Annotated in this window: 20 protein-coding genes; 8 read left to right on the forward strand and 12 right to left on the reverse strand. The window is 71.4% G+C overall.

Annotation, left to right across the window (positions count from 1 at the left end; all coding sequences use genetic code 11):
* Nucleotides 1-16: 16 nt before the first annotated feature.
* On the reverse strand, nt 17-1,339 hold the full coding sequence (locus tag AQJ30_RS17405) for an MDR family MFS transporter (RefSeq protein ID WP_067234497.1): 1,323 nt from the start codon (nt 1,337-1,339) through the stop codon (nt 17-19).
* A gap of 212 nt (nt 1,340-1,551) precedes the next feature.
* Here AQJ30_RS17405 and AQJ30_RS17410 point away from each other — a divergent pair, with 212 nt between their 5' ends.
* Nucleotides 1,552-2,313, forward strand: a complete 762-nt coding sequence (locus tag AQJ30_RS17410) for a phosphoglyceromutase (RefSeq protein WP_067234500.1) — start codon at nt 1,552-1,554, stop codon at nt 2,311-2,313.
* Between the two features lie 461 nt (nt 2,314-2,774).
* Here AQJ30_RS17410 and AQJ30_RS36985 read toward each other — a convergent pair whose 3' ends face one another.
* A complete protein-coding gene (locus tag AQJ30_RS36985) occupies nt 2,775-4,484 on the reverse strand; it encodes a GmrSD restriction endonuclease domain-containing protein (RefSeq protein WP_245726968.1) in 1,710 nt (569 codons plus the stop codon).
* Nucleotides 4,485-5,148: 664 nt separating this feature from the next.
* Between AQJ30_RS36985 and AQJ30_RS17415 the strand changes: the two genes are divergently transcribed.
* On the forward strand, nt 5,149-5,613 hold the full coding sequence (locus AQJ30_RS17415; protein WP_067234501.1) for a hypothetical protein: 465 nt from the start codon (nt 5,149-5,151) through the stop codon (nt 5,611-5,613).
* Nucleotides 5,614-5,651: 38 nt separating this feature from the next.
* Here AQJ30_RS17415 and AQJ30_RS17420 read toward each other — a convergent pair whose 3' ends face one another.
* Together AQJ30_RS17420 and AQJ30_RS17425 are read right to left on the reverse strand one after the other, a co-directional pair.
* On the reverse strand, nt 5,652-6,542 hold the full coding sequence (locus AQJ30_RS17420; protein WP_067234836.1) for a DMT family transporter: 891 nt from the start codon (nt 6,540-6,542) through the stop codon (nt 5,652-5,654).
* Between the two features lie 95 nt (nt 6,543-6,637).
* Nucleotides 6,638-7,264: a TetR/AcrR family transcriptional regulator gene (locus AQJ30_RS17425; RefSeq protein ID WP_067234504.1), complete on the reverse strand. Its 627-nt coding sequence runs from the start codon at nt 7,262-7,264 to the stop codon at nt 6,638-6,640.
* Between the two features lie 104 nt (nt 7,265-7,368).
* Here AQJ30_RS17425 and AQJ30_RS17430 point away from each other — a divergent pair, with 104 nt between their 5' ends.
* Entirely contained in the window at nt 7,369-8,025 is a 657-nt protein-coding gene (locus AQJ30_RS17430; RefSeq protein WP_067234507.1) for a class I SAM-dependent methyltransferase, read from the forward strand.
* Between the two features lie 17 nt (nt 8,026-8,042).
* On the opposite strand, the gene AQJ30_RS17435 is transcribed toward AQJ30_RS17430, so the two are convergent.
* Together AQJ30_RS17435 and mshA are read right to left on the reverse strand one after the other, a co-directional pair.
* Nucleotides 8,043-8,555, reverse strand: a complete 513-nt coding sequence (locus AQJ30_RS17435) for a type III secretion system chaperone family protein (protein WP_067234509.1) — start codon at nt 8,553-8,555, stop codon at nt 8,043-8,045.
* The gene (gene mshA, locus AQJ30_RS17440) at nt 8,548-9,888 is read right to left on the reverse strand and encodes a D-inositol-3-phosphate glycosyltransferase (protein ID WP_067234512.1); all 1,341 of its coding nucleotides are present in this window, start codon (nt 9,886-9,888) and stop codon (nt 8,548-8,550) included. Before mshA ends, AQJ30_RS17435 begins: the two co-directional genes overlap by 8 nt.
* Nucleotides 9,889-10,316: 428 nt before the next feature.
* Here mshA and AQJ30_RS17445 point away from each other — a divergent pair, with 428 nt between their 5' ends.
* From AQJ30_RS17445 to AQJ30_RS17455, 3 genes are all read left to right on the forward strand, one after another.
* The gene (locus AQJ30_RS17445; protein ID WP_067234838.1) at nt 10,317-11,108 is read left to right on the forward strand and encodes a class I SAM-dependent methyltransferase; all 792 of its coding nucleotides are present in this window, start codon (nt 10,317-10,319) and stop codon (nt 11,106-11,108) included.
* Between the two features lie 271 nt (nt 11,109-11,379).
* Complete coding sequence (locus AQJ30_RS17450; protein ID WP_067234514.1) at nt 11,380-12,489, forward strand: C40 family peptidase; 1,110 nt, start codon at nt 11,380-11,382, stop codon at nt 12,487-12,489.
* 318 nt (nt 12,490-12,807) lie between these two features.
* Nucleotides 12,808-14,169 carry a PP2C family protein-serine/threonine phosphatase gene (locus AQJ30_RS17455; protein WP_067234517.1) on the forward strand — a complete coding sequence of 454 codons (1,362 nt, stop codon included), beginning with the start codon at nt 12,808-12,810 and terminating at the stop codon, nt 14,167-14,169.
* A 116-nt stretch (nt 14,170-14,285) separates the two neighbouring features.
* Here the strand turns inward: AQJ30_RS17455 and AQJ30_RS17460 are convergent, their stop codons facing one another.
* From AQJ30_RS17460 to AQJ30_RS17480, 5 genes are all read right to left on the reverse strand, one after another.
* Nucleotides 14,286-14,624 (reverse strand): DUF2516 family protein, encoded by a 339-nt coding sequence (locus AQJ30_RS17460; RefSeq protein ID WP_079084125.1) that lies wholly within the window; start codon nt 14,622-14,624, stop codon nt 14,286-14,288.
* A 164-nt stretch (nt 14,625-14,788) separates the two neighbouring features.
* Nucleotides 14,789-15,448 carry a hypothetical protein gene (locus AQJ30_RS17465; RefSeq protein WP_067234523.1) on the reverse strand — a complete coding sequence of 220 codons (660 nt, stop codon included), beginning with the start codon at nt 15,446-15,448 and terminating at the stop codon, nt 14,789-14,791.
* A 95-nt stretch (nt 15,449-15,543) separates the two neighbouring features.
* Complete coding sequence (locus AQJ30_RS17470; RefSeq protein WP_067234525.1) at nt 15,544-16,059, reverse strand: helix-turn-helix domain-containing protein; 516 nt, start codon at nt 16,057-16,059, stop codon at nt 15,544-15,546.
* A 109-nt stretch (nt 16,060-16,168) separates the two neighbouring features.
* Nucleotides 16,169-16,462, reverse strand: coding sequence for a DUF1330 domain-containing protein (locus AQJ30_RS17475; protein ID WP_067234528.1), 294 nt, complete (start codon nt 16,460-16,462; stop codon nt 16,169-16,171).
* Nucleotides 16,463-16,475: 13 nt separating this feature from the next.
* Nucleotides 16,476-17,354, reverse strand: coding sequence for a PhzF family phenazine biosynthesis protein (locus tag AQJ30_RS17480; protein ID WP_067234530.1), 879 nt, complete (start codon nt 17,352-17,354; stop codon nt 16,476-16,478).
* A 152-nt stretch (nt 17,355-17,506) separates the two neighbouring features.
* Here AQJ30_RS17480 and AQJ30_RS17485 point away from each other — a divergent pair, with 152 nt between their 5' ends.
* Together AQJ30_RS17485 and AQJ30_RS17490 are read left to right on the forward strand one after the other, a co-directional pair.
* A complete protein-coding gene (locus AQJ30_RS17485) occupies nt 17,507-17,869 on the forward strand; it encodes a winged helix-turn-helix transcriptional regulator (RefSeq protein ID WP_067234533.1) in 363 nt (120 codons plus the stop codon).
* Between the two features lie 3 nt (nt 17,870-17,872).
* Nucleotides 17,873-18,772, forward strand: coding sequence for a GNAT family N-acetyltransferase (locus AQJ30_RS17490; protein WP_067234536.1), 900 nt, complete (start codon nt 17,873-17,875; stop codon nt 18,770-18,772).
* Between the two features lie 65 nt (nt 18,773-18,837).
* Here AQJ30_RS17490 and AQJ30_RS17495 read toward each other — a convergent pair whose 3' ends face one another.
* On the reverse strand, nt 18,838-19,332 hold the full coding sequence (locus AQJ30_RS17495; RefSeq protein ID WP_067234538.1) for an HAD domain-containing protein: 495 nt from the start codon (nt 19,330-19,332) through the stop codon (nt 18,838-18,840).
* Nucleotides 19,333-19,397 lie beyond the last annotated feature (65 nt).

Here is a 19,397-nt window from a genome sequence, read left to right on the forward strand (position 1 = left end):
TCGGCGGGCCGCGGGATCAGGCGGGTTGGGCGGGGCGGTCGGAGTCGGTGGGGAGGTCGGCGTTGGTGGGGCGCTCGGCGTCGGTGGGGAGGGTGGTCCGGGGTGCGAGGGCGGCGGCCCCCTCCGTGTCCTCGTCCCCGTGGAGGCGGCGCATGAGGGCGGCGTAGCCGAGGCCCGCCACCGTGCCGACGACGGCGCACAGCCCCCAGAGCCACTCCGCCCCGAACCGGTCGATGACGAAACCGGACATCAGCGGCGCGACGAGGGCGGCCACGGCCCAGGAGAGGGTGTACATGCCCTGGTAGCGGCCGCGGCCGTGGACCGGGGAGAGGCGGACGACGAGCCCGGTCTGGGTGGGCGCGTTGACGATCTCGGCGAGCGTCCACACGCACACCGTGAGGGCGAAGGCTCCGACGGACCCGGCGAAGGCGGTGAGGCCGAAGCCGAACCCGGCGAGGACCGAGGAGACGACGAGCAGCCGGCGCGGGTCGCGGTGTTCGATGAAGCGGGTGACGGGGATCTGGAGGGCGACGATCAGGACGCCGTTGACGGCGACGGCCATGCCGTAGTCGGCCGGGGTGAACCCGGCGGCACCCATGGCGACGGGCAGGCCGACCGAGCCCTGCTGGAAGATCAGCGCGATGAGGAACGACAGTCCGACGACACCCATGAAACGGCCGTCGCGCAGGACGTGCCCGAGGCCGACGGCGTCGGCCGGGCCGGCGTCGGCCTTCGGCGCGGGGGCGGGCCGGGACTCGGGCAGCTTGAGGAAGACGACGACCGCGCAGGCGAGGGTCATGCCGGCCTCCAGGAGGAAGCCGGCGCGGTAGCTGACCTCGGCGATGAAGCCGGCGGCCATGGAGGAGACGGCGAAACCGAGGTTGATGGCCCAGTAGTTGAGGGAGAAGGCGCGGACGCGGTCCTCGGGGCGGACGATGTCGGCCATCATCGCCTGCACGGCGGGCCGGGAGGCGTTGGAGGCCATGCCGACGAGGAAGGCGACACCGGCGATCGCGGCCGGGTGCTCGACGAAGCCGAGCAGGGCGACGAAGACGGCGGTGGCGGTCTGGGCGACGAGCAGGGTCGGGCGCCGGCCGAGCCGGTCGGCCATGACGCCGCCGGCGAGGGAGGAGAGGACGCCGCCGAGACCGTGCAGGGAGGCGACGAGGCCGGCGAAGGAGGCGGAGTAGCCGCGGTCGAGCGTCAGGTACAGCGCCATGAAGGTGGCCACGAAGGCGCCGAGCCGGTTGACGAGGGTGCTCGTCCACAGCCACCAGAAGGCGGGGGGCAGGCCGGAGACCGACTCGCGGGTGGCGCGTCCGAGACGGGTGACGGGCATGGCGGGACCCCCGGTGGTGTGCGGATGCCTGGGAACGGCCGGGCGGACGACCGTGGTGACGGGTGACGATCGGCCGGGTAAGCGGCTGCAACGGCAGGCACACCTTACGAACGGGTCCGGCGGGGAGGCCACTCGATTAACAATCCCCGTCAAGCGTCCGCCTGTCGGGCACGGCCGCCCCGCGCCCAAAACCTTGGATTACGCTCATACGCATGGCCGACGCACCGTACAAGCTGATCCTCCTCCGCCACGGCGAGAGCGAGTGGAACGCGAAGAACCTGTTCACCGGCTGGGTGGACGTCAACCTCAACGAGAAGGGCGAGAAGGAGGCAGTCCGCGGTGGCGAGCTCCTGAAGGACGCCGACCTGCTGCCCGACGTGGTCCACACGTCGCTCCAGAAGCGCGCGATCCGCACGGCCCAGCTCGCGCTGGAGGCCGCGGACCGCCACTGGATCCCGGTCCACCGCAGCTGGCGCCTGAACGAGCGCCACTACGGCGCCCTCCAGGGCAAGGACAAGGCGCAGACGCTCGCCGAGTTCGGCGAGGAGCAGTTCATGCTGTGGCGCCGCTCCTACGACACCCCGCCGCCGCCGCTCGAGGACGGCACGGAGTTCTCCCAGTCGGACGACCCGCGCTACGCCTCCATCCCGCCGGAGCTGCGCCCGCGCACGGAGTGCCTGAAGGACGTCGTCGTCCGCATGCTGCCGTACTGGTACGACGGCATCGTCCCCGACCTGCTGGCCGGCCGCACGGTCCTGGTCGCGGCCCACGGCAACTCGCTGCGCGCCCTCGTCAAGCACCTCGACGGCATCTCGGACGCGGACATCGCGGGCCTGAACATCCCGACGGGCATCCCCCTCTCCTACGAACTCGACGCCGAGTTCAAGCCGGTGACCCCGGGCGGCAAGTACCTCGACCCGGAGGCGGCCGCGGCGGCGATCGAGGCGGTCAAGAACCAGGGCAAGAAGAAGTAGACAGTTTTGATCAAGCCCCCTGCCTGCGGCCTTCCCGTGGGCAGGGGGCTTGCTGCTCCCGTCGTCGACGTGCCCGGTCCGTCCCGCACTCGACGGCCCGGAGACAGCCCGCAGGCATGCTCGTCGAATCACTTATCTGCATACCCGAGTTGGAACGCCCCTTGCGCACTGTGAGCCGACGCTCACACTTGTGACCATGCGAGCGATCGGTCGCCGTGCCCCGGTCGACCCGCCTTGTGGCTCTCTGCCCGCGTGCGGCCGGGCCTCTGACCGACGCCACTGCCACGCACGCTCACGCAGCAATCAGCCGCCTGCAGTTCGAGAAGAGGTTTGCCGCGGCTGAGACGGTGGGCCTCACGGCTTCAAGCAGCCACTTCGAAACGTCACGCTCTATGTTCACCCATGCCCTTCGCACCAAACCCTGAATGTGCTTCACCGCCCTACTTGCAGGGCGTGCGCCGTCAACTGAACCCCTTTGCTAGCGCCGCAATCTTCCTAACTTCGGTGACTTCTTCCGTAGAAGATCCTCGCCTGATGAAGACACGATCCGCACAGTAAGAGAGATCGTTCTGGCCGGGAATCAGGACCCTAATGACCGAAAGTCCCTTGTATTCGATTGTATCCACACCGCTCAGGATCTGAGTAGCCAGCGGATCGCTGATTGGCTGCTGACTCAGTTTCGTCACAAAGCGCTGCACGTAAGCATCCAACGAGATCTTCAAGGCGTCTGCTTCCCTATCCACACCCACGACGTAATGGTGTCGGCCGACCGGGACAGCGGCCACAGAGTCTAGCGCTTCGACTCGCTTTACATCGGCCTCTTTGTCCGCCACTCCGATGAACAGGTACCCCTCATGCCCTCGCTGCACGTTAGCGATGCCGCAAATTGTTTCGGCTAGCCTCACAAAGAGCTCATCGTCCCTCGTCCTTCGGTGATCTAGCCTAAGAACTCCCTGCTTGAACTCATACCGACTGGTTTCGATCCTGGATCTGCGTAGCGAATTCTCGAAATCTAGCGCCAGGCCGGGGCCGTGTCCAAATACAGGCGGAACCTTGGCCACGAAATACCTCTGAATCAACCCCGTGATCATGTCGATATTAGAGGTACGATCCTCCGCCGAAGTATAATGACGTGCACTTTTGAGCCTGGGTCCCACATTCCTGAGAGCTGCCACGATGGCCGCATTATCGGCAGGCGAGTGCTGTTGACGAACAATGAGTTCGAAGAACGACATAAAAATAGCATAGAAAGGGGTGCGAATGGGGTTGCCGCTACCAGGACGAACTAGGTTTCTTAAGCCGTTCGGTCCAGCAACCTGGGAATCAATCACCTCAGTGAGGACGGAAAAAGTAGACTGGATTTCAGCTTGGAGACGTTTACCTCCATAAGCCGCCAAAGCCCTCTCCAGGCGTTTGTGCTTTTCGCTTTGCGAGTCATAGATTTCGTCGAACTCTTCCTTACTTGCAGGGAAGGGGTTTCCGGATAGAATGGAGGCGGAAATATCTGCCACCATCTGCTCATCATCCCCCTCCCGCAATTGCTTCACGTTAAGAATTCCATGCCTGATCCACACCGTATCCTCTGCCCGCACTCCGTATTGCTGGTTTTCCCGGGATGATTCGATAGAGATGCTCGGCATATCGTGCAACAAGAGCACGTCATCTGATACGTCACCCCGCAAAGAGCTCGCAACCGTTCGCACAAGCTCCGAGAAGGGGTTGAGCATTCCAGCTTGCCGCTTTTCCTGCGCGCTCAATTGGCGCCCATTAGAGTTGATCCGACTGAAGACATCGGTGATTTGCCCCTCAGTCTGAGTTGGAAAAATCGTGACAGCCAACTGGTAATCAACCAGGTTTGCGCACTTGTCGGCAGGCAGTAGGCTCTGAGTGTGAGCAGGCTTGAAAGCCCCGGCAGCAGCCGCTTGGCGCGCTCTGGCGCTCTGCCCTAGATCGAAATACATGCCATCATAATCAAACTTTTGTTCAATAAACGAAAAGATGGCATCGAGGCGCTGCATTCCGTCAATAATCTCATATTTCCCACTACCGTGAATCTCGGGCCTTTCGGCTAAAAGAATCAGAGGAATTGGATAACCGCCTAGGATGCTATCAATCAGAAGCTGTTTTTCGGCGACTGACCAGACGAGCTTTCGCTGATACCGTCGATTCACGAGGAGTGAGTCCTCTCTGAACAGTCGATACGCCTCCGTAACGCTCATACCTCGGGGGGTGATTGAAACGTGAACCTCAGAAGACAACATCCGCTCCCTCTTTTGACAGTTCTACCGTCACAGCTTGGCACGCACGAGCAGTCTGCGTCTGAGTTTTGGCCACGACTCATGGCTTCAACGGACGTCCGGCAAACGTGATCCGCCCCGGTTCTGCATCTCTGCGTGCTGCGTGCGACTGCAAGGGGACTAGCTGGCATGGGTGGCGCCACGAACACTGGCGCAGGCACCATGAGCGGTCCCGCACGTATGCCCCGACCAGGCAGGCACCTTGACTGACCGCGCTGTAGGCCAAACGCGGATAACGTTGGTCGCCCCCTCACGCCGGGCGCGCAGCCCCAGGGGCCGCTCCTAGTGCCAGACCCGTGCGATCGCTTGCGGGGAACCACAGACAGTGAGGGGGCAGGACAATCAGCCGGTCTGGTCCCGCTGACACTTCGTCGCAGGAGAGGCCCAGCAACCTTTCGCAAGCTCCGTACGCCGGAATGCCCGTCTCGGCTCCCGTAGTCCCTCCTCGGCATGCAAGCCTCATTGGCCTGAGCGGCGTTTCGGCGGCGAAGTCGGTCGACGGACCGACTGCTGCCCGGACACATGGTCAGCTAGAGGCGTGGAGTCCATCATCGCCAGCGCCGTAGCCGTCCTCGGGACCCTGCTCGGGTCCGGGATCACCCTGGCGTTCCAGCAGCGCACCACCGACCGGAGTCACCAGTTCGCCCGGCGCGAGAAGTTGCGGCAGGAGCGGCTCGATGCCTACTCCGCCTATGCCGGCACGCTGGTCAACTACCGCCGCTGTCTGATCCACCTCTGGTTCTGCGAGCACGAGCAGCCGCCGCCCGAGGAGCCGGACGCGGTGCGCATCCGTGCCTATGACCTGCGCTCCGCCGCGCAAGAGGCCCTTTTCCGGGTGCAGATGCTTACTGATGACGCCGATCTCAATCGGGCTGCGGGAGATGTGCTCGACGACGTCACGATGCTCCAGAAGGCGCAGGACAGGGTCGCACTGGACGAGTTGAGGGTCCGGACCCGGGACGACATTGCGCGGCTCGTCAGTTCGGCGAAGCAGCATCTGTGAGGGGGGCCGGGCAGCCCGTTCAGACGCGTGCCGGAGGCCTAGGCACCCGCATTGCCCCTCCACGTCAGCACCGTCAAGCACGCCCCCACCAACCCCACCCCCAACCACCCCACCCCCGGCAGGTGTTCCCCCACGATCAGTACCGCCAGTACCGCCGCCACCGCCGGTTCCAGCAGGGTCAGGGTCGTTGCCGTGCTCGGTCGGACGTGGGTGAGGCCCCAGCCGAAGAGGGCGTAACCCGTGAACATGGGGATCAGGGCCATGTACGTGCCGACCGCCGCGTTCGTCCAGGAGGCCAGCAAGGGTGCGCCCGTTGCCAGGAGGACGGGGAGCAACAGCAGGCCGCCCAGGCCGAAGACCGTGCCCATCGCCGCACGCGAGGAGATGCCGCGGGTGATCAGGCGGTGTGCTGCCCAGGAGTACAGGGCGTACGTCGTCGCCGCGACCAGGCCGAGGCACACGCCGAGGACCGTTTCCGCGGCCGAGCCCCCTCGGGCCGCGGACCCCGCCCCCATCGTCTCCGCCGCGCACAGCAGCACCGTCCCCAGCACGCCCAGCGCCGCGCCCGCCTTCCAACGCCGCGTCAGGCTCCCGCCGTCCAGCACCCGTTCGATCAGCGCCGATGCCAGCGGGGCCGTGCCCAGGGACACCACCGTGCCGACGGCCACCCCGGCCAGGCGCATCGACGTGTAGAACGCCAACGGGTACACCGCCACCGCCAGCGCGCCCAGCGCCACCGTGCCCCCACCGGCGCGCAGCGCCCGCCTCTCGCGCGCGATGTGCGCCCACGCCGTCAGCGCCTGGAGCAGACCGCCCAGGCCCATCGCCACCGCGCCGATCGCCAGCGGGCCCACCCCCGGTGCGAAGGTCGCCGCCGTGCCCGTCGTGCCCCACAGCACCGAGGCGGCCAGGACGCACAGGGTGCCCACGGTCGCCGCCGAGGGACGAGCCGTCGACGGTCGTAGGTCGGCGTCCGCCGGCCGGGTCCGTTCCGCGGCGGCCGCCACCGGCGAAGAACCCTCCTTCACGACCTGCCCACCCCCTCCAGCACGCGCGCCGCCAGCTCCCGCGCATGCCGTACGCGCGTGTCCTCGCCCTCCAGGCCCGCCCGGGCCATCGCGCCCTCCAACAGGAACGACAGGTGTTCCGCCGTCGCCCGCACCTCGTCCGGGCGGTCGGGCAGCAGGTCGCGCAGGTGCCCGGCGAGCAGGGCCTCGACCTCCTCCTTGTGGCGGCGCACGACCGCGCGCCCCTCGTCCCCGACGGGCAGTTCGGCCGCGGCGTTCAGCAGGCCGCAGCCGCGGAAGCCGCGCTCGTAGGCGAAGGCCGCGTGGTCGGCGTACGCGTCGAAGACCGCCAGGACGCCTTCGCGTGGGCCCTCCGCCCGGTCCAGGCGGGCGCGGTACAGGCCCAGCCACTCCTCGTGCCGGGCGTCGAGGTAGGCGCGGACCAGTTCGGACTTGGAGGAGAAGTTGTTGTACAGGCTCATCTTCGCCACGCCGGCGTCCGCCGTGATCGTGTCGATGCCGGTCGCCGCCACGCCGTCGGCGTAGAAGCGGCGGGCCGCGGCGGCCAGCAGGCGTTCGCGGGCGGGGCGCCGGCGCCGGCCCGCGGTCCCGACGTGCGCCGCCGATCCCTCGGTCTCCTTCATCGTTCACCCCAGCGACGTAGGTAGGTAGGTCGGTCTACCTAGCGTAAGCCATGGGTGGCCGGGCACGTCTAGTCCCACGTCCGTCCGCGCGCCGAGGGGGCCCCATGGACTGGCACACGTGGCACCGCGCCTACGACGCACCCGACTCCTACCTCAGCCGCCGCCTGGCGCTGGTGCGGGAGCGGATCGCCGAGGCCCTGGACGACGCGCCGGACGGGCCGTTACGCGTGGTCAGCGTGTGCGCGGGGCAGGGGCGGGACCTGATCGGGGTGCTGGCCGGGCACCCGCGCCGGGACGACGTACGGGCCCGGCTGGTCGAGCTGGACGAGCGCAACGTCGCCCACGCGCGCCGCGCCGCCGCCGCGGCCGGGCTCGACCGGGTCGAGGTGGTCGCCGGGGACGCCTCCGCGACCGACGCCTACGCCGGGATGGCCCCGGCCGACCTGGTGCTGCTGTGCGGGGTCCTCGGGAACCTCACCGACGCCGACGTACGGCGCACCCTCGACCACTGCACCCGGCTGTGCCGGCCGGGCGGCGTGCTGGTGTGGACACGGACGCGGCACCACGACACCGGGGTGTGCGGGTGGCTGGCGGAGCGCGGCTTCGTCCCGCTGTGGGTGTCGGGGCCGGAGGTGCCGTACGGCGTCGGCGCGCACCGGTACGCCGGTCGGGGCGGGCCGTGGCCGGCCGGGCGGCGGATGTTCACCTTCGTCGGGTACGACGCGCTGCACGGGCGTCCCGGGCCTCCGCCGCATCCCTGACCCGTCGGAGCAAGCAGCTAGGCCCGCTCGCCCTCCGGGCGGGTCAGGTGGGCGAACGCCTCCAGGTTGCGCGTGGACTCGCCGCGCGAGACCCGCCACTCGTACTCGCGCCGGATCGCCGACGCGAACCCCAGCTCCAGCAGGGTGTTGAAGGCGCCGTCGGCGGCCTCCAGGACCTGGCCGAGGAGGCGGTCGACCTCCTCCGGGGTGACCGCCGCCAGGGGCAGCTTGGCGGTGACGTAGACGTCGCCGAGGCGGTCGACGGCGTAACTCACGCCGTACAGCTTGAGGTTGCGCTCCAGGAGCCAGCGGTGGACGCCGGCCTCGTTCTCGTCGGGGTGGCGGACGACGAAGGCGTTCAGGGAGAGGGAGTGGCGGCCGACGCGCAGGGAGACCGTCGTGGCCAGCTTGCGGGTGCCGGGGAGCTGCACGACGTACGTGCCGGGCTCGGGGCTCTCCCACTCCAGTTCGGCGTCCCGGAGGGAGCCCTCGACGGTGGTCTGCGCGGCCTGTTGCTGTGCGTCACCCATGGTGCGAGCGTACGCGACGGCGGTGGGCGTGCAGGGCGGCCGTGTACACCTCGGCGGTCGCCCCCGCGGCCCGGTCCCAGCCGAAGGACTGCGCGTGCCGGGCGGCGGCCGCGCCCATCCGGGGGGTGAGCGCCGGGTCGTCGGCGAAGCGGGCCAGTACGCGCGCGTAGGCGGCCGGGTCGTGGCCCTGGACCAGGAAGCCGGTCTCGCCGTCGCGCACCGCGACCGGCAGGCCGCCGACCGCCGCGGCCAGCACGGGCGTGCCGGTGGCCTGCGCCTCTATGGCGACCAGCCCGAACGACTCGCTGTAGGAGGGCACGACCAGCACGGACGCGGCCCGGAACCAGTCGGCGAGCTGCTCCTGCCCGACGGGCGGCCGGAACCGTACGACGTCGGCGATGCCGAGCCGGGCCGCGAGCTTCTGCAGCCCCTCCGGCTTGGCGAGGCCGCTGCCGCTCGGGCCACCGACGACGGGGACGACGATGCGCGAGCGCAGCTCGGGACGCCGGTCGAGGAGGGCCGCCACCGCGCGCAGCAGCACGTCGGGCGCCTTCAGGGGCTGTATGCGTCCTGCGAAGAGCGGGACGAGGGCGTCCTGCGGCAGGTCCAGACGGGCGCGGGCGGCTGCGCGGCCGTCTGCGGTGCGGAAGCGGTCGAGGTTGACGCCGGGGTGGACGACGGCGACCTTGCCGGGGTCGGCCGCGTAGTGCCGGACGAGCTCGTCGGCCTCCTCGGTGGTGTTGGCGATGAGGCGGTCGGCGGCGTCCACGATCTGGGTCTCGCCGATGACGCGGGCGGGCGGCTCGGGGGTGTCGCCGGCCGCCAGGTTGGCGTTCTTGACCTTGGCCATGGTGTGCATGGCGTGCACCAGGGGGACGCCCCAGCGCTGGGCGGCGAGCCAGCCGACGTGGCCGGAGAGCCAGTAGTGGGAGTGGACCAGGTCGTAGTAGCCGGGGCGGTGGCCGGCCCAGGCCTGCATCACGCCGTGCGTGAAGGCGCACAGCTGGGCGGGCAGGTCCTCCTTGGCGAGGCCCTCGTAGGGGCCCGCGTCGACGTGCCGGACGAGGACGCCGGGGGCCAGCTGGACGGCGGGCGGCAGGGCCGCGGTGGTCGCGCGCGTGAAGACCTCGACCTCGATGTTGAGGGCGGCGAGGCGCTGCGCGAGCTCCACGATGTAGACGTTCATGCCGCCGGCGTCGCCGGTGCCGGGCTGGTGCAGCGGTGAGGTGTGCACGGAGAGCATGGCGACGCGGCGTGGCCTGCGGTGCGGCAGCCGGAGCCGTGAGGGCGTGGCGGGAGAGCGACGCCCGAGCCTGCTGACGTACTGGCTCACGTGGCGTTCCTCCTAGCTGCGGGCATGCCGGACGGAGGGGGTGGGGCTCCCTCCAAGCTGGTGCAACGTCGGAGGGGCGGACTCCCATTCCGGTCGGGGCGGTTTTTGCCGAGGGATTACCGGGCTTCGCTCAACCGTTCGACGCGGCGCTGCGTCACGGGTTTCGTGGGGTCATGGGGTCGTGGTCTGCGTCAGGGGATTCTCGGGCCGGTGTCCGACGCGGTGCGCGGCGAAGGGCCAGCCGCCCCGGTGCGCAGCGAAGGGTGTGTCGCCGCGGTGTGCGGCGAAGGGTTCTCCGCCGCACACCGTCGATCGACCGCCACCCCACGTGGTACGTCCCGGGTGCCCCGCTTCCCGCGCCGCATACCCTCGTACGCATGACCTCCCGCACCACCCCCCGTTCCCCGGGCACGGCCGCGCGCCGCCCCGTGGGCACGGTCACGCGCGGGACGACGAACCCCAACCGGCTGCGGCGCATGGACCGCTGGATCGCGGCCGCGCACGGCGCCGAGCTGCGCCGGGCCGCCGACCCGGTGGCGGTCGACCTCGGCTACGGCGCCGCCCCCTGGACGGCGGTCGAGCTGCTGGCGCGCCTGCGGTCCGTCGCGCCGCACGCGCGCGTGGTCGGCGTCGAGATCGACCCCGCGCGCGTGGCGGCCGCCCGGCCCTACGAACGGGACGGGCTGGTCTTCCGGCACGGCGGCTTCGAGGTCCCGCTGGCCGGGCACCCGTCGCTGATCCGGGCGGCGAACGTGCTGCGGCAGTACGACGAGGACGAGGTCGCCGGGGTCTGGGAGCGGCTGTGCGCGCGGCTCGCTCCGGCCGACCCGGCGTCCGGGTCGCGGGGCGGGCTGCTGGTCGAGGGGACCTGCGACGAGATCGGCCGGCGGCACGTGTGGGTGGCGCTCGGTCCCGAGGGGCCGCGGACGGTCACCTTCGCGACCCGGCTGGGCTCGCTGGACCGGCCCTCGGACCTCGCGGAACGACTGCCGAAGGCGCTGATCCACCGCAACGTGCCCGGCGAGCCGGTGCACGCCTTCCTGCGCGACTTCGACCGCGCCTGGGCCGCCGCGGCGCCCTACGCCTCGTACGGCGCGCGGCAGCGGTGGATGCGGGCGGTACGGGACCTGACGGCCGACTGGCCGGTGGTGGACGGGCCGGTGCGCTGGCGGCAGGGTGAAGTGACGGTGGCTTGGGGGGCGTTGGCGCCGCGGGGGTGACGGCGCTTCAGCCGACCACCCCAGCCCCACCCCTGACCCTGCCCCTGACCTCCGGGTTCCCCTTACGTTCCCCCCAGTTGTCCCCGGATCGCACCCACCCCGGAACGATCTCCGTGAGGCGTTCGTCACACAGGCGGGGACCGCGTCATGACCTGGCCGTCGTGGCGGGAAGTGACCGGACGTACTGCCTCTGTCGTTTTCGGCCGCGGCATGGCACGATCCCCCAGGCGTCCGTAAGTTACTGACGGTAAATCAGTTTGGGGGTAGCGACATGGCGAGCGGCACGACACGCGGCGGCCTGATCGCGGCGGCCGTGACCGTGGTCTGCGCGGTCACCGTCCTGGCGGCACCCGGCACGGCATGGGCCGGCCCGAACCCCGCACCGTCGGCCTCCGCCACACCGGCACCGGGCACGACACCCACGGCACCCACGGCACCCGCACCCAGCAAGGACCTCCAGGCCGTGCGGGCGCAGCTGGACACGCTGTACCACGACGCGGCGGTCGCCACCGACGCCTACAACGCGGCCGAGGAGGCCGCGAAGAAGCAGTCCGCGGCGCTCGTCGAACTGGCCCGGAAGATCGTCAAGGGCCGGGAGCGGCTGGCCGAGTTGAAGACCCGGGCCGGTGCCGCGGCGGCCGCCCAGTACCGCACCGGCGGGCTGCCCGACGAGGCCCACCTGCTGCTGAGCGACGACCCGCAGGAGTTCCTGGACGGCACCGGCCGCGTGCTCCAGGGCCAGAAGGCGACCAAGGGCCTGCTCGCGGAACTGACGCAGACCCAGCAGGACTTGGAGCAGTACGCGAAGGACGCCTCCGCGCAGTGGCAGAAGCTGGAGGCCAACCGCAAGGCCAAGGCGAAGGCCCAGAAGCGCATCGAGCAGCAGATCGCGGCGGCCGAGGAGCTCGAGTCGCAGCTGGAGAAGCAGGAGAAGGAGCGCCTGGCCCAGCTGGAGCAAGAGGCCGCGCGGCAAGCGCAGACCGCGTGGCTGGACACCGGTGTCCTCAAGGGCGCGCAGGGCAGGGCGACCACACAGGGCGCGAAGGCGGTCCGGTTCGCCACCGCGCAGATGGGCAAGCCGTACGAGTGGGGCGCCGAGGGCCCGAAGACCTTCGACTGCTCGGGGCTGACCTCGCAGGCGTGGGCGCACGCCGGGGTCCCCGTCCCGCGCACCTCGCAGGAGCAGTGGAAGCAGCTGCCGCACGTCGCCGTGGAGGACATGCGCCCCGGTGACCTGATCATCTACTTCAAGGACGCCAGCCACGTGGCGCTGTACGTCGGCGACGGCACGATCGTCCACGCCCCGCGGCCGGGGCGGACGGTGACGCTGGCGGGCGCGGGCTCGATGCCGATCCTGGGGGTCGTCCGGCCGGGGGCGTGAGCCGGGGCACGTGATGTCGAACACGCGCGGCCCGGAGGCGACATGAGTCCGACATGACGGACCCGTGACCCGAGCCACGTGACCCACGGCACGGCCAACGGCCCACAAACCCGGCGAAGACGTGACGTTCGTCATCCCCGCCGGTCGTGGGGGCCGCCCAACTGCGCTGGCGGGACCGGCACATGACGGCGGTCCGCGGACGACCCGCGTGCCGTGGACCATTCCCCCGCGGCGCCGGTTGCGGCTATGGTCCCCGTCGGTGGGTCGAGGTCCCTCGTCCCCGCCGTGCCCTCGGGGGGAGGGAAGGAACCCAAGACGATGCCCGTACCCGTACCGCGGCAGAGAGCGATCCCGGCCGTGGAGAGCGGTCAGGCGCGGACCGCGTCGCCGCAGGGCGGCGGCGCTCCCCTCGAGGAAGAGGCGAACAACCGAGCCGCACGCACCGACGGCCGCAAGGAAGCGACGGTCGAGACCGCCGCCACCGCCACCACCAGTACCCCGGCCAACCTGGGCCTGCTGCTGATCCAGGACGACCCGGCGGCCGCCCCGGTCGTGCCCGGCCTGCTCGACCAGGCCGGCAAGCCCATCCGGGTGCGCACCGCCCGCAACCTCACCGAGGCCGAGCGGCTGCTCACCGACGACGTCCACTGCATCCTGCTGGACCTCGCGCTGCCCGTGACCGGCCGCGCCCAGGAGGACGACGACGAGCTCGCCGTGCTCAAGCAGGTGCTGCGGCTCGCGCCCCGGCACGCCGTGCTGGCGCTGACCGCGTCCGGCGACGCCGAGCGCGGCGCCGAGGCCGTGCGCGTGGGCGCCCAGGACTACCTGTTCCACGAGGAGCTGGACGGACGGCTGCTGAGCCGGGCGATCCGCTACGCCGTGGAGCGCAAGCGGTCCGACAGCGCGGAGCGCCGGCTCGCCGAGGGCAGGCTGCGCGCGCAGGAGAACGCCCGGCTGGAGCGGGGCCTGCTGCCCACGCCCCTGCTGGAGGGCTCCTCGCTGCGCTTCGCCGCCCGCTACCGCCCCGGCCGCTCGCGCGCGCTGCTCGGCGGGGACTTCTACGACACCGTGCGCACGCCCGACGGCACCGTGCACGCCATGATCGGCGACGTCTGCGGGCACGGGCCCGACGAGGCGGCGCTCGGCGTGGAGCTGCGCATCGCCTGGCGGGCGCTCACGCTGGCGGGGCTGTGCGGGGACGAGCTGCTCGGCACGCTGCAGCAGGTGCTGGAGCACGAGCGGGACGACGACGAGATCTTCGCGACGCTGTGCACGGTGGACATCGCGCCGGACGGCCGCCGGGCCGGCCTGTGCCTGGCCGGCCACCCGGCCCCGCTGATCGCGCGGCCCGACGGACCGGCCCGCCTGCTGCCGTACGACAACAACGGCCCGGCGCTGGGCCTGCTGCCCGGCGCCCGCTGGCCGCGCACGCAGGTACAGCTGGGTGCCGAGTGGAGCCTGCTGCTCTACACCGACGGCCTGATCGAGGGCCGGGTCGGCACGGGGAGCCGGGAGCGGCTCGGGCAGGACGGCATGGTGGAGATGATCCGCCGGCTGCTCGGCGAGGGCCTGCGCGGCGAGGAGCTGCTGCGCTCCTCGGTGAACGAGGTGCGCGAGCTCAACGGCGGCGAGCTGACGGACGACGTGGCGCTGATGCTGCTGGAGCGGACGCGGGACTGACGGAACCCCTCGTCGGGCGGCTTCCCACCGTCAGCGGCACGCGCTGTACGGCCCCGACGTGAGCGTCGGCTGTCCGAAGCCGCCGCGGCCGTACGGGGTTTCGTGGACGCGGGCTGTCAGCGGCCGCCGTTGTACGGGCCGTACGGGCCGTCGCTGCTGGAGCCGCGGCCCCGGCCGCTGCGGCCGCCGCCCGGGAGGGAGCGCAGCGCGGGGCGCACGTCGACCATGTACACGATCGTCGCGATCAGGCCGATGATCGGCAGGAACGACAGGATGTTGAAGATCAGGTTCACCACGAAGGCGAGCGCGAGGACGATCAGCCAGAAGGGCTTGGTCTGCTTGTCGGCCGCGCGGTAGGCGTCCTCGCGGCGCGTGGCGGCGTCGATCAGAGCGAAGCCGCTGAAAAGGATCAGCGCCATGCTCAGCAGCCACATGAAGCCTGCGAACCCCTGCATCAGCACTACGTCCACCACCCGACTCGGCGCGTCTCTACGCGGTCACCGTACCCGCAAACCGTGTCACCGCCACCCGCGTTCGGGACGGTGTACCAGGAGAACGGGCCGGACGCTCCGGGAGTGCCCGGAGTGCCGGCCCGATCCGTGTGCCGCCCGCGTCGGGGTCACTTGGCGGGCGGGGGCGTCTTCTTGGCGGTGGTCGTCGTCCGGCGGGGCGCCGGGGTCTTCTTCGCGGCCGGGGTCTTCTTGGCCGAGGCGGACGCGGCGGTGGCCGTGCCGACCGTGCCGCTGTCCTCCTGGACCGTGACGGGCTGCGGCTTGGGCGCGGGGTCCGACTCGACGGCGACGGCGAAGTTCTCCACGCCGTCGGCGACGCTCTCGATGCCCTCGGCGACGGTCTCGATGCCCTCTGCGGCGCCGCCGCGCCACTGCCGGACGGCCTGCTCGCCGTGCTCGGCGACCTTCTCGTAGGCCTCGCGGGCCTTGACGGCGTACTCGGCGGCGACGCCGACGCTGCGCAGGGCGAGGTCCTGGGCGTTCTCGCCCAGCTTCTTCAGGTCGCCGTCGAGGGAGGAGAAGAAGTCGGTGACCCGGCTCTGCAGGGTCTCCTGGGCCTCCTTGGCGCGGGCGGCGGCCTTCTCCTGGACGTCCTTGGGGTCGGTGTTGCGCACGGCCTCGAAGCGGGCCGGGGCCTCGACGCGCAGCTGCTCCACCAGGCCGGGCACCTTCTTGGCCTGCTGCAGCGCCAGGTCGGCGGTGCCGGCGGCGAAGTAGAGCGGCGTGGGGTCGCTGAGGGTCTTGCGCAGGTCGTCGGTGATGGCCATGGTGAGGGTCCTCCCTTGCGCGCGTGGTGCGCGGTCGTCGTGTTCGGCTGGGGGTGGTGTCGCTCCGCGGTCGGACGGTCGGTCCCCTGGTCCGGTCAACCGGCCGTCTGCCGCGGATCGGCGTCGTCGTCGTACCCACCGAGCGGGCCGTGGTCGTCGTGTCCGGCCTCTTCGCCGACGGTACGACCGCGGTGGGCGGCGGTGCCGTCGACGCGCCCGGGGGGCGCGGCGTCGGCGGGGCGCTCGCCGCGGGTGTCGATGTCGAAGCCGTTCTCCTTGCGGAACGACTCGTAGATCTGGAGCAGCGCCCGCTTCTGCTGCTCGGTGAGCGTCGGGTCGGCGAGGATGGCGGCGCGCGTCTCGACCTCGTCGCGGTCGCGCTCGGCGTCGAGGATCCCGGCCCGCACGTACAGCGTCTCGGCGGAGATCCGCAGCGCCTTGGCGACCTGCTGCAGCACCTCCGCGCTCGGCTTGCGCAGCCCGCGCTCGATCTGGCTCAGGTACGGGTTCGACACCCCGGCAGCGTCGGCGAGCTGCCTGAGCGACAGCTGGGCGTTGCGCCGCTGCTCGCGCAGGTACTCACCGAGATTGCCGACGTTGAGCGATGCCATGCCCCCAGCGTGCCCCACCCCTGCTAACAATTGCAAGCAATCGCTAGCAAGAGTGTGTCACGCCACCCGGAAGGAGGGTGACTCCTCCTCCCTGCCGCAGCATCGGTCGTCAGTCGAGACCCTCGATGATCCGGAAGTCGCGCTCGACACCGTCGGCGAGTACGGCCAGTGCCTCCTGGTACGCGGCACTCGCGCGTGCGGCGACCGCCTGGTCGAAGCTGTCGAACTCGATCAGGACGGTGCGCTCGGCGATTCCGGCGTCGTGGGCGACGACCCGGCTGCCGCGGGAGAGCAGCCGTCCGCCCGCGGCCCTGACGGCCGGACGGGCGAGCTCGTCGTAGGCGGCGACCCTCTCGGGGTCCGCGACGGTGCGGTAGACACTGACCCAGTAGCCCTTGGCCACGGTTCCTCCTCTGTCAGAAACGGGTTGGCCCGAGACCTCGTACGACCGTGCGCGCGATCGCCGCTCGCCCGCCGACGCGGATCCGCAGTCCCGTGCGGTCGTGGCGGGTGGTCGCCGTGACGGTGGACGGGCTGCCGAGGTGATCTCCCATGTCGACGGCGAGGCGGTGCGTGCCGGACCCGGCGGCGTGCGCCGCCAGGCAGGCCGTGCTGTTGGCGTTGGCGATGTCCTCGGGGACGCCGATCGACGGCGCGAACATCCGGGCCGCCGCTCGGCCGTGCCGGTCCGGGGGCGAGTAGGCGTAGCAGCCGAGCAGGCCGTGACGGTCACAGGCCGCGCGCAACCGGGCCAGGTCCGGCGTGAGTTCGGCCAGTACGGCGCGCGACCGGAGGGGCAGCAGGAGCCTCGGCCGCCCGTTCGACGCCACACAGGCCTTGTCGGCGACCGCGCCCGCCGTCAGTCCGAGGCCGGCTGCAACGGCCCTCAACTCGGGCCCAGCCGCGCTCCGCAGGCTCACCGGGCCCGGGTCGAACGACGCCGTCAGGCCGTCACCGTCGCGGCTCGCCCGACCGGTGAAGGTGCGGTGGGCCGTACGCAGGACGGCGCGGTGGTCGCGGTCACCGCCGTCCCGTTCGGCGAGCACGGCGAGGGCGGCGACGGTGCCGTGGCCGCAGGCGGGCAGTTCGGCCCGGGCGGTGAAGAACCGCAATGTGTAGGCGGGATGGCCGCGCTCGGTCCCGGCCGAGCGGAGGAAGACGGCGTGCGACGTACCCCACTCCGCCGGTATGCGGCGTCGTTCCTCGTCGGTGAACGGCGCATCGTCCAGGACGGCGGTCGGGCTGCCGCCCGCGCCGTCCCGCTGACACGCGTCCACGACCACCACTTCGGGCATGACGCCGACCTCCTTCGCTTCGATTACCGAAGCGGTCGTCGATGCTAGCGTGTCGGAATCCGAAGCGGCAACTCTGGAGAGCGGGACGTCTCGACATGGCAACACCCCGACCTGGCAGCCCCGTTCGCGGCTCCACCACCGGCCGGCCACTCATGGCCGCACTCGATCTGTTCGGGCGGCGCTGGAGCCTGCGCATCCTGTGGGAGCTGCGCGCGGGACCGCTGGGCTTCCGCCCCCTGCAGAAGCGGTGCGACGACATGTCCTCCAGCGTGATGCGGCAACGCCTGACCGAACTGCTGGACGCCCGGGTGATCCACCAACTGCCCGACAGCCGCTACGAGCTCACCCCGTTGGGGCAGGAGGCGCGCCACGCCCTGAACCCCCTCGCCCGCTGGGCGGAGCACTGGGCGGCCACGATCGACCCGCACCTGGCGGACCGCACCGACGACCGGTCCGCCGGGGGTGCCCCGCATGCGGACACCGTGGGCGAGGGGTCGCCGGAAGGGAAACCATGAGGCATGCGCGCCGATGACTCACGCCCCGCCGCCCCGGACGACTGGCACCTCGTGGACGACGTCGGGGAGTTCCTCCGGCGGGCCGGCGGGTTCCTGCGGGGGCGGCCCTGGATGCACGTCATGCAGTCGACGTGGGCCGAGCGGGTGCGGGTGCGCGGGGCGGGGGCGTTCGGGCCCGGGGCTCCCGCCTTCGGCCTGCTGGTGCAGGGCGGTGAGGTGCGCGGGACCTGCTACCTGCTCCCGCCCGGCACGCTGGGCCTCTCCCCGCTCGCGCCCCCGCAGGCCGACGCCCTCGCCGCCCGGCTGGCCGCCCTCGGGCACGCGCCGCGCTCCGTCAGCGCGGACCAGGACACGGCCACCGCGTTCGCCGGGGCCTGGCAGCGGCACACGGGGGCGACGGCGCGACCGCGGGACGTACGGGTCCGTCTCTACCGCCTCGGCACGCTGACCCCACCGGAGCCGATGCCGGCGGGCCGCAGCCGCGTGCTCGGCGAGCAGGACCTGGAGGAAGTCATCCACTGGTGCGGCGCGTTCGCCCGGGCGCTCGGCGAGGCCGCCCCGGCCGACGCCGCGTCCTGGCCCCGCACCCGCTTCGCCGACAAGCGCTACACCCTGTGGGAGACCCCGGACGGCACCCCCGTCTCCGTCGCCGGCATGAACCCCCTGATCGGCGGCCAGATCCAGGTGGACATCGTCTACACCCCGCCCGAGCTGCGCGGACACGGCTACGCGGCCGCCGTGACGACCGAGGTGACCCGGGCCGCCCTCACCCAGGGCGTCCGGGACGTCGTCCTCTTCGCCGACCGCTCCAACCCCACGAGCAACGCCCTGTACCAGCGCCTGGGGTACCGCGCGGCGGCGGACTGGGGGGCGTACGACTTCACGTACACGGGGCGGGCGTAGCGGACACCGTCGTAGTCGCCCTGGCTGGGGCTGCAGCCGGGCCGTGGCGGTGGCCGTCGGCGGGTTCATCGGCCTCGGCGCAGGCCGGCTCGCGCGAGTCGCTCCCGCAGGCCCGCCAGGTCGGCCTTCGTCAGGCCGACGCCGGGGTCGACCCGGTGGAGGAGGGCGGGCGCCGGGTGCCGGGCGGCCACCCACGCGCGGTCGGCGTCGGTGATCTCGTCGTCCAGCCAGACGAAGGGGCGGGCCGCCGCCCGGGCGAGGAGCGCCTCGGTCTTCCAGTGGACCCCGCCCGGCCGGGGCGTCTCGTCCGTCTCCTCGGGCCAGTCCACCACCGGCAGGGGCGGCAGGCCGAGCCACGGTGCCACCACGCTGTTCGCGTCCTCGCCCCAAGTGGTGGCCCACGTCAACGTGCAGCCGAGCGACAGCAGGCAGGGCCCGAGGGCCGGATCGAGCCGGGCGAGCAGCGGGTGGGCGGGAGGCGTGGGGCCGGTGTACGTGGCGCACGGCGTCCGTCCGCCGAACGGGATCAGCGTGCCGTCGATGTCCAGGAAGAGCAGCATCCGATCCAGGATCAGTCCCGGAAGCCCTCCTTGGCCAGGAGTTCGTCGATGCGGGTGCGGTGGGC

Source organism: Streptomyces longwoodensis (assembly GCF_001514125.1).
Lineage (GTDB): Bacteria > Actinomycetota > Actinomycetes > Streptomycetales > Streptomycetaceae > Streptomyces > Streptomyces longwoodensis.

What these genes read in the sequence shown, in the direction of transcription:
- AQJ30_RS17405 (WP_067234497.1), bottom strand. Translation starts at nt 1,339, where the DNA reads ATGCCCGTCACCCGTCTCGGACGCGCCACCCGCGAGTCGGTCTCCGGC.
- AQJ30_RS17410 (WP_067234500.1), top strand. Translation starts at nt 1,552, where the DNA reads ATGGCCGACGCACCGTACAAGCTGATCCTCCTCCGCCACGGCGAGAGC.
- AQJ30_RS17425 (WP_067234504.1), bottom strand. Translation starts at nt 7,264, where the DNA reads ATGAAGGAGACCGAGGGATCGGCGGCGCACGTCGGGACCGCGGGCCGG.
- AQJ30_RS17430 (WP_067234507.1), top strand. Translation starts at nt 7,369, where the DNA reads ATGGACTGGCACACGTGGCACCGCGCCTACGACGCACCCGACTCCTAC.
- AQJ30_RS17435 (WP_067234509.1), bottom strand. Translation starts at nt 8,555, where the DNA reads ATGGGTGACGCACAGCAACAGGCCGCGCAGACCACCGTCGAGGGCTCC.
- AQJ30_RS17450 (WP_067234514.1), top strand. Translation starts at nt 11,380, where the DNA reads ATGGCGAGCGGCACGACACGCGGCGGCCTGATCGCGGCGGCCGTGACC.
- AQJ30_RS17455 (WP_067234517.1), top strand. Translation starts at nt 12,808, where the DNA reads ATGCCCGTACCCGTACCGCGGCAGAGAGCGATCCCGGCCGTGGAGAGC.
- AQJ30_RS17460 (WP_079084125.1), bottom strand. Translation starts at nt 14,624, where the DNA reads ATGCAGGGGTTCGCAGGCTTCATGTGGCTGCTGAGCATGGCGCTGATC.
- AQJ30_RS17465 (WP_067234523.1), bottom strand. Translation starts at nt 15,448, where the DNA reads ATGGCCATCACCGACGACCTGCGCAAGACCCTCAGCGACCCCACGCCG.
- AQJ30_RS17470 (WP_067234525.1), bottom strand. Translation starts at nt 16,059, where the DNA reads ATGGCATCGCTCAACGTCGGCAATCTCGGTGAGTACCTGCGCGAGCAG.
- AQJ30_RS17480 (WP_067234530.1), bottom strand. Translation starts at nt 17,354, where the DNA reads ATGCCCGAAGTGGTGGTCGTGGACGCGTGTCAGCGGGACGGCGCGGGC.
- AQJ30_RS17485 (WP_067234533.1), top strand. Translation starts at nt 17,507, where the DNA reads ATGGCCGCACTCGATCTGTTCGGGCGGCGCTGGAGCCTGCGCATCCTG.
- AQJ30_RS17490 (WP_067234536.1), top strand. Translation starts at nt 17,873, where the DNA reads ATGCGCGCCGATGACTCACGCCCCGCCGCCCCGGACGACTGGCACCTC.
- AQJ30_RS17495 (WP_067234538.1), bottom strand. Translation starts at nt 19,332, where the DNA reads ATGCTGCTCTTCCTGGACATCGACGGCACGCTGATCCCGTTCGGCGGA.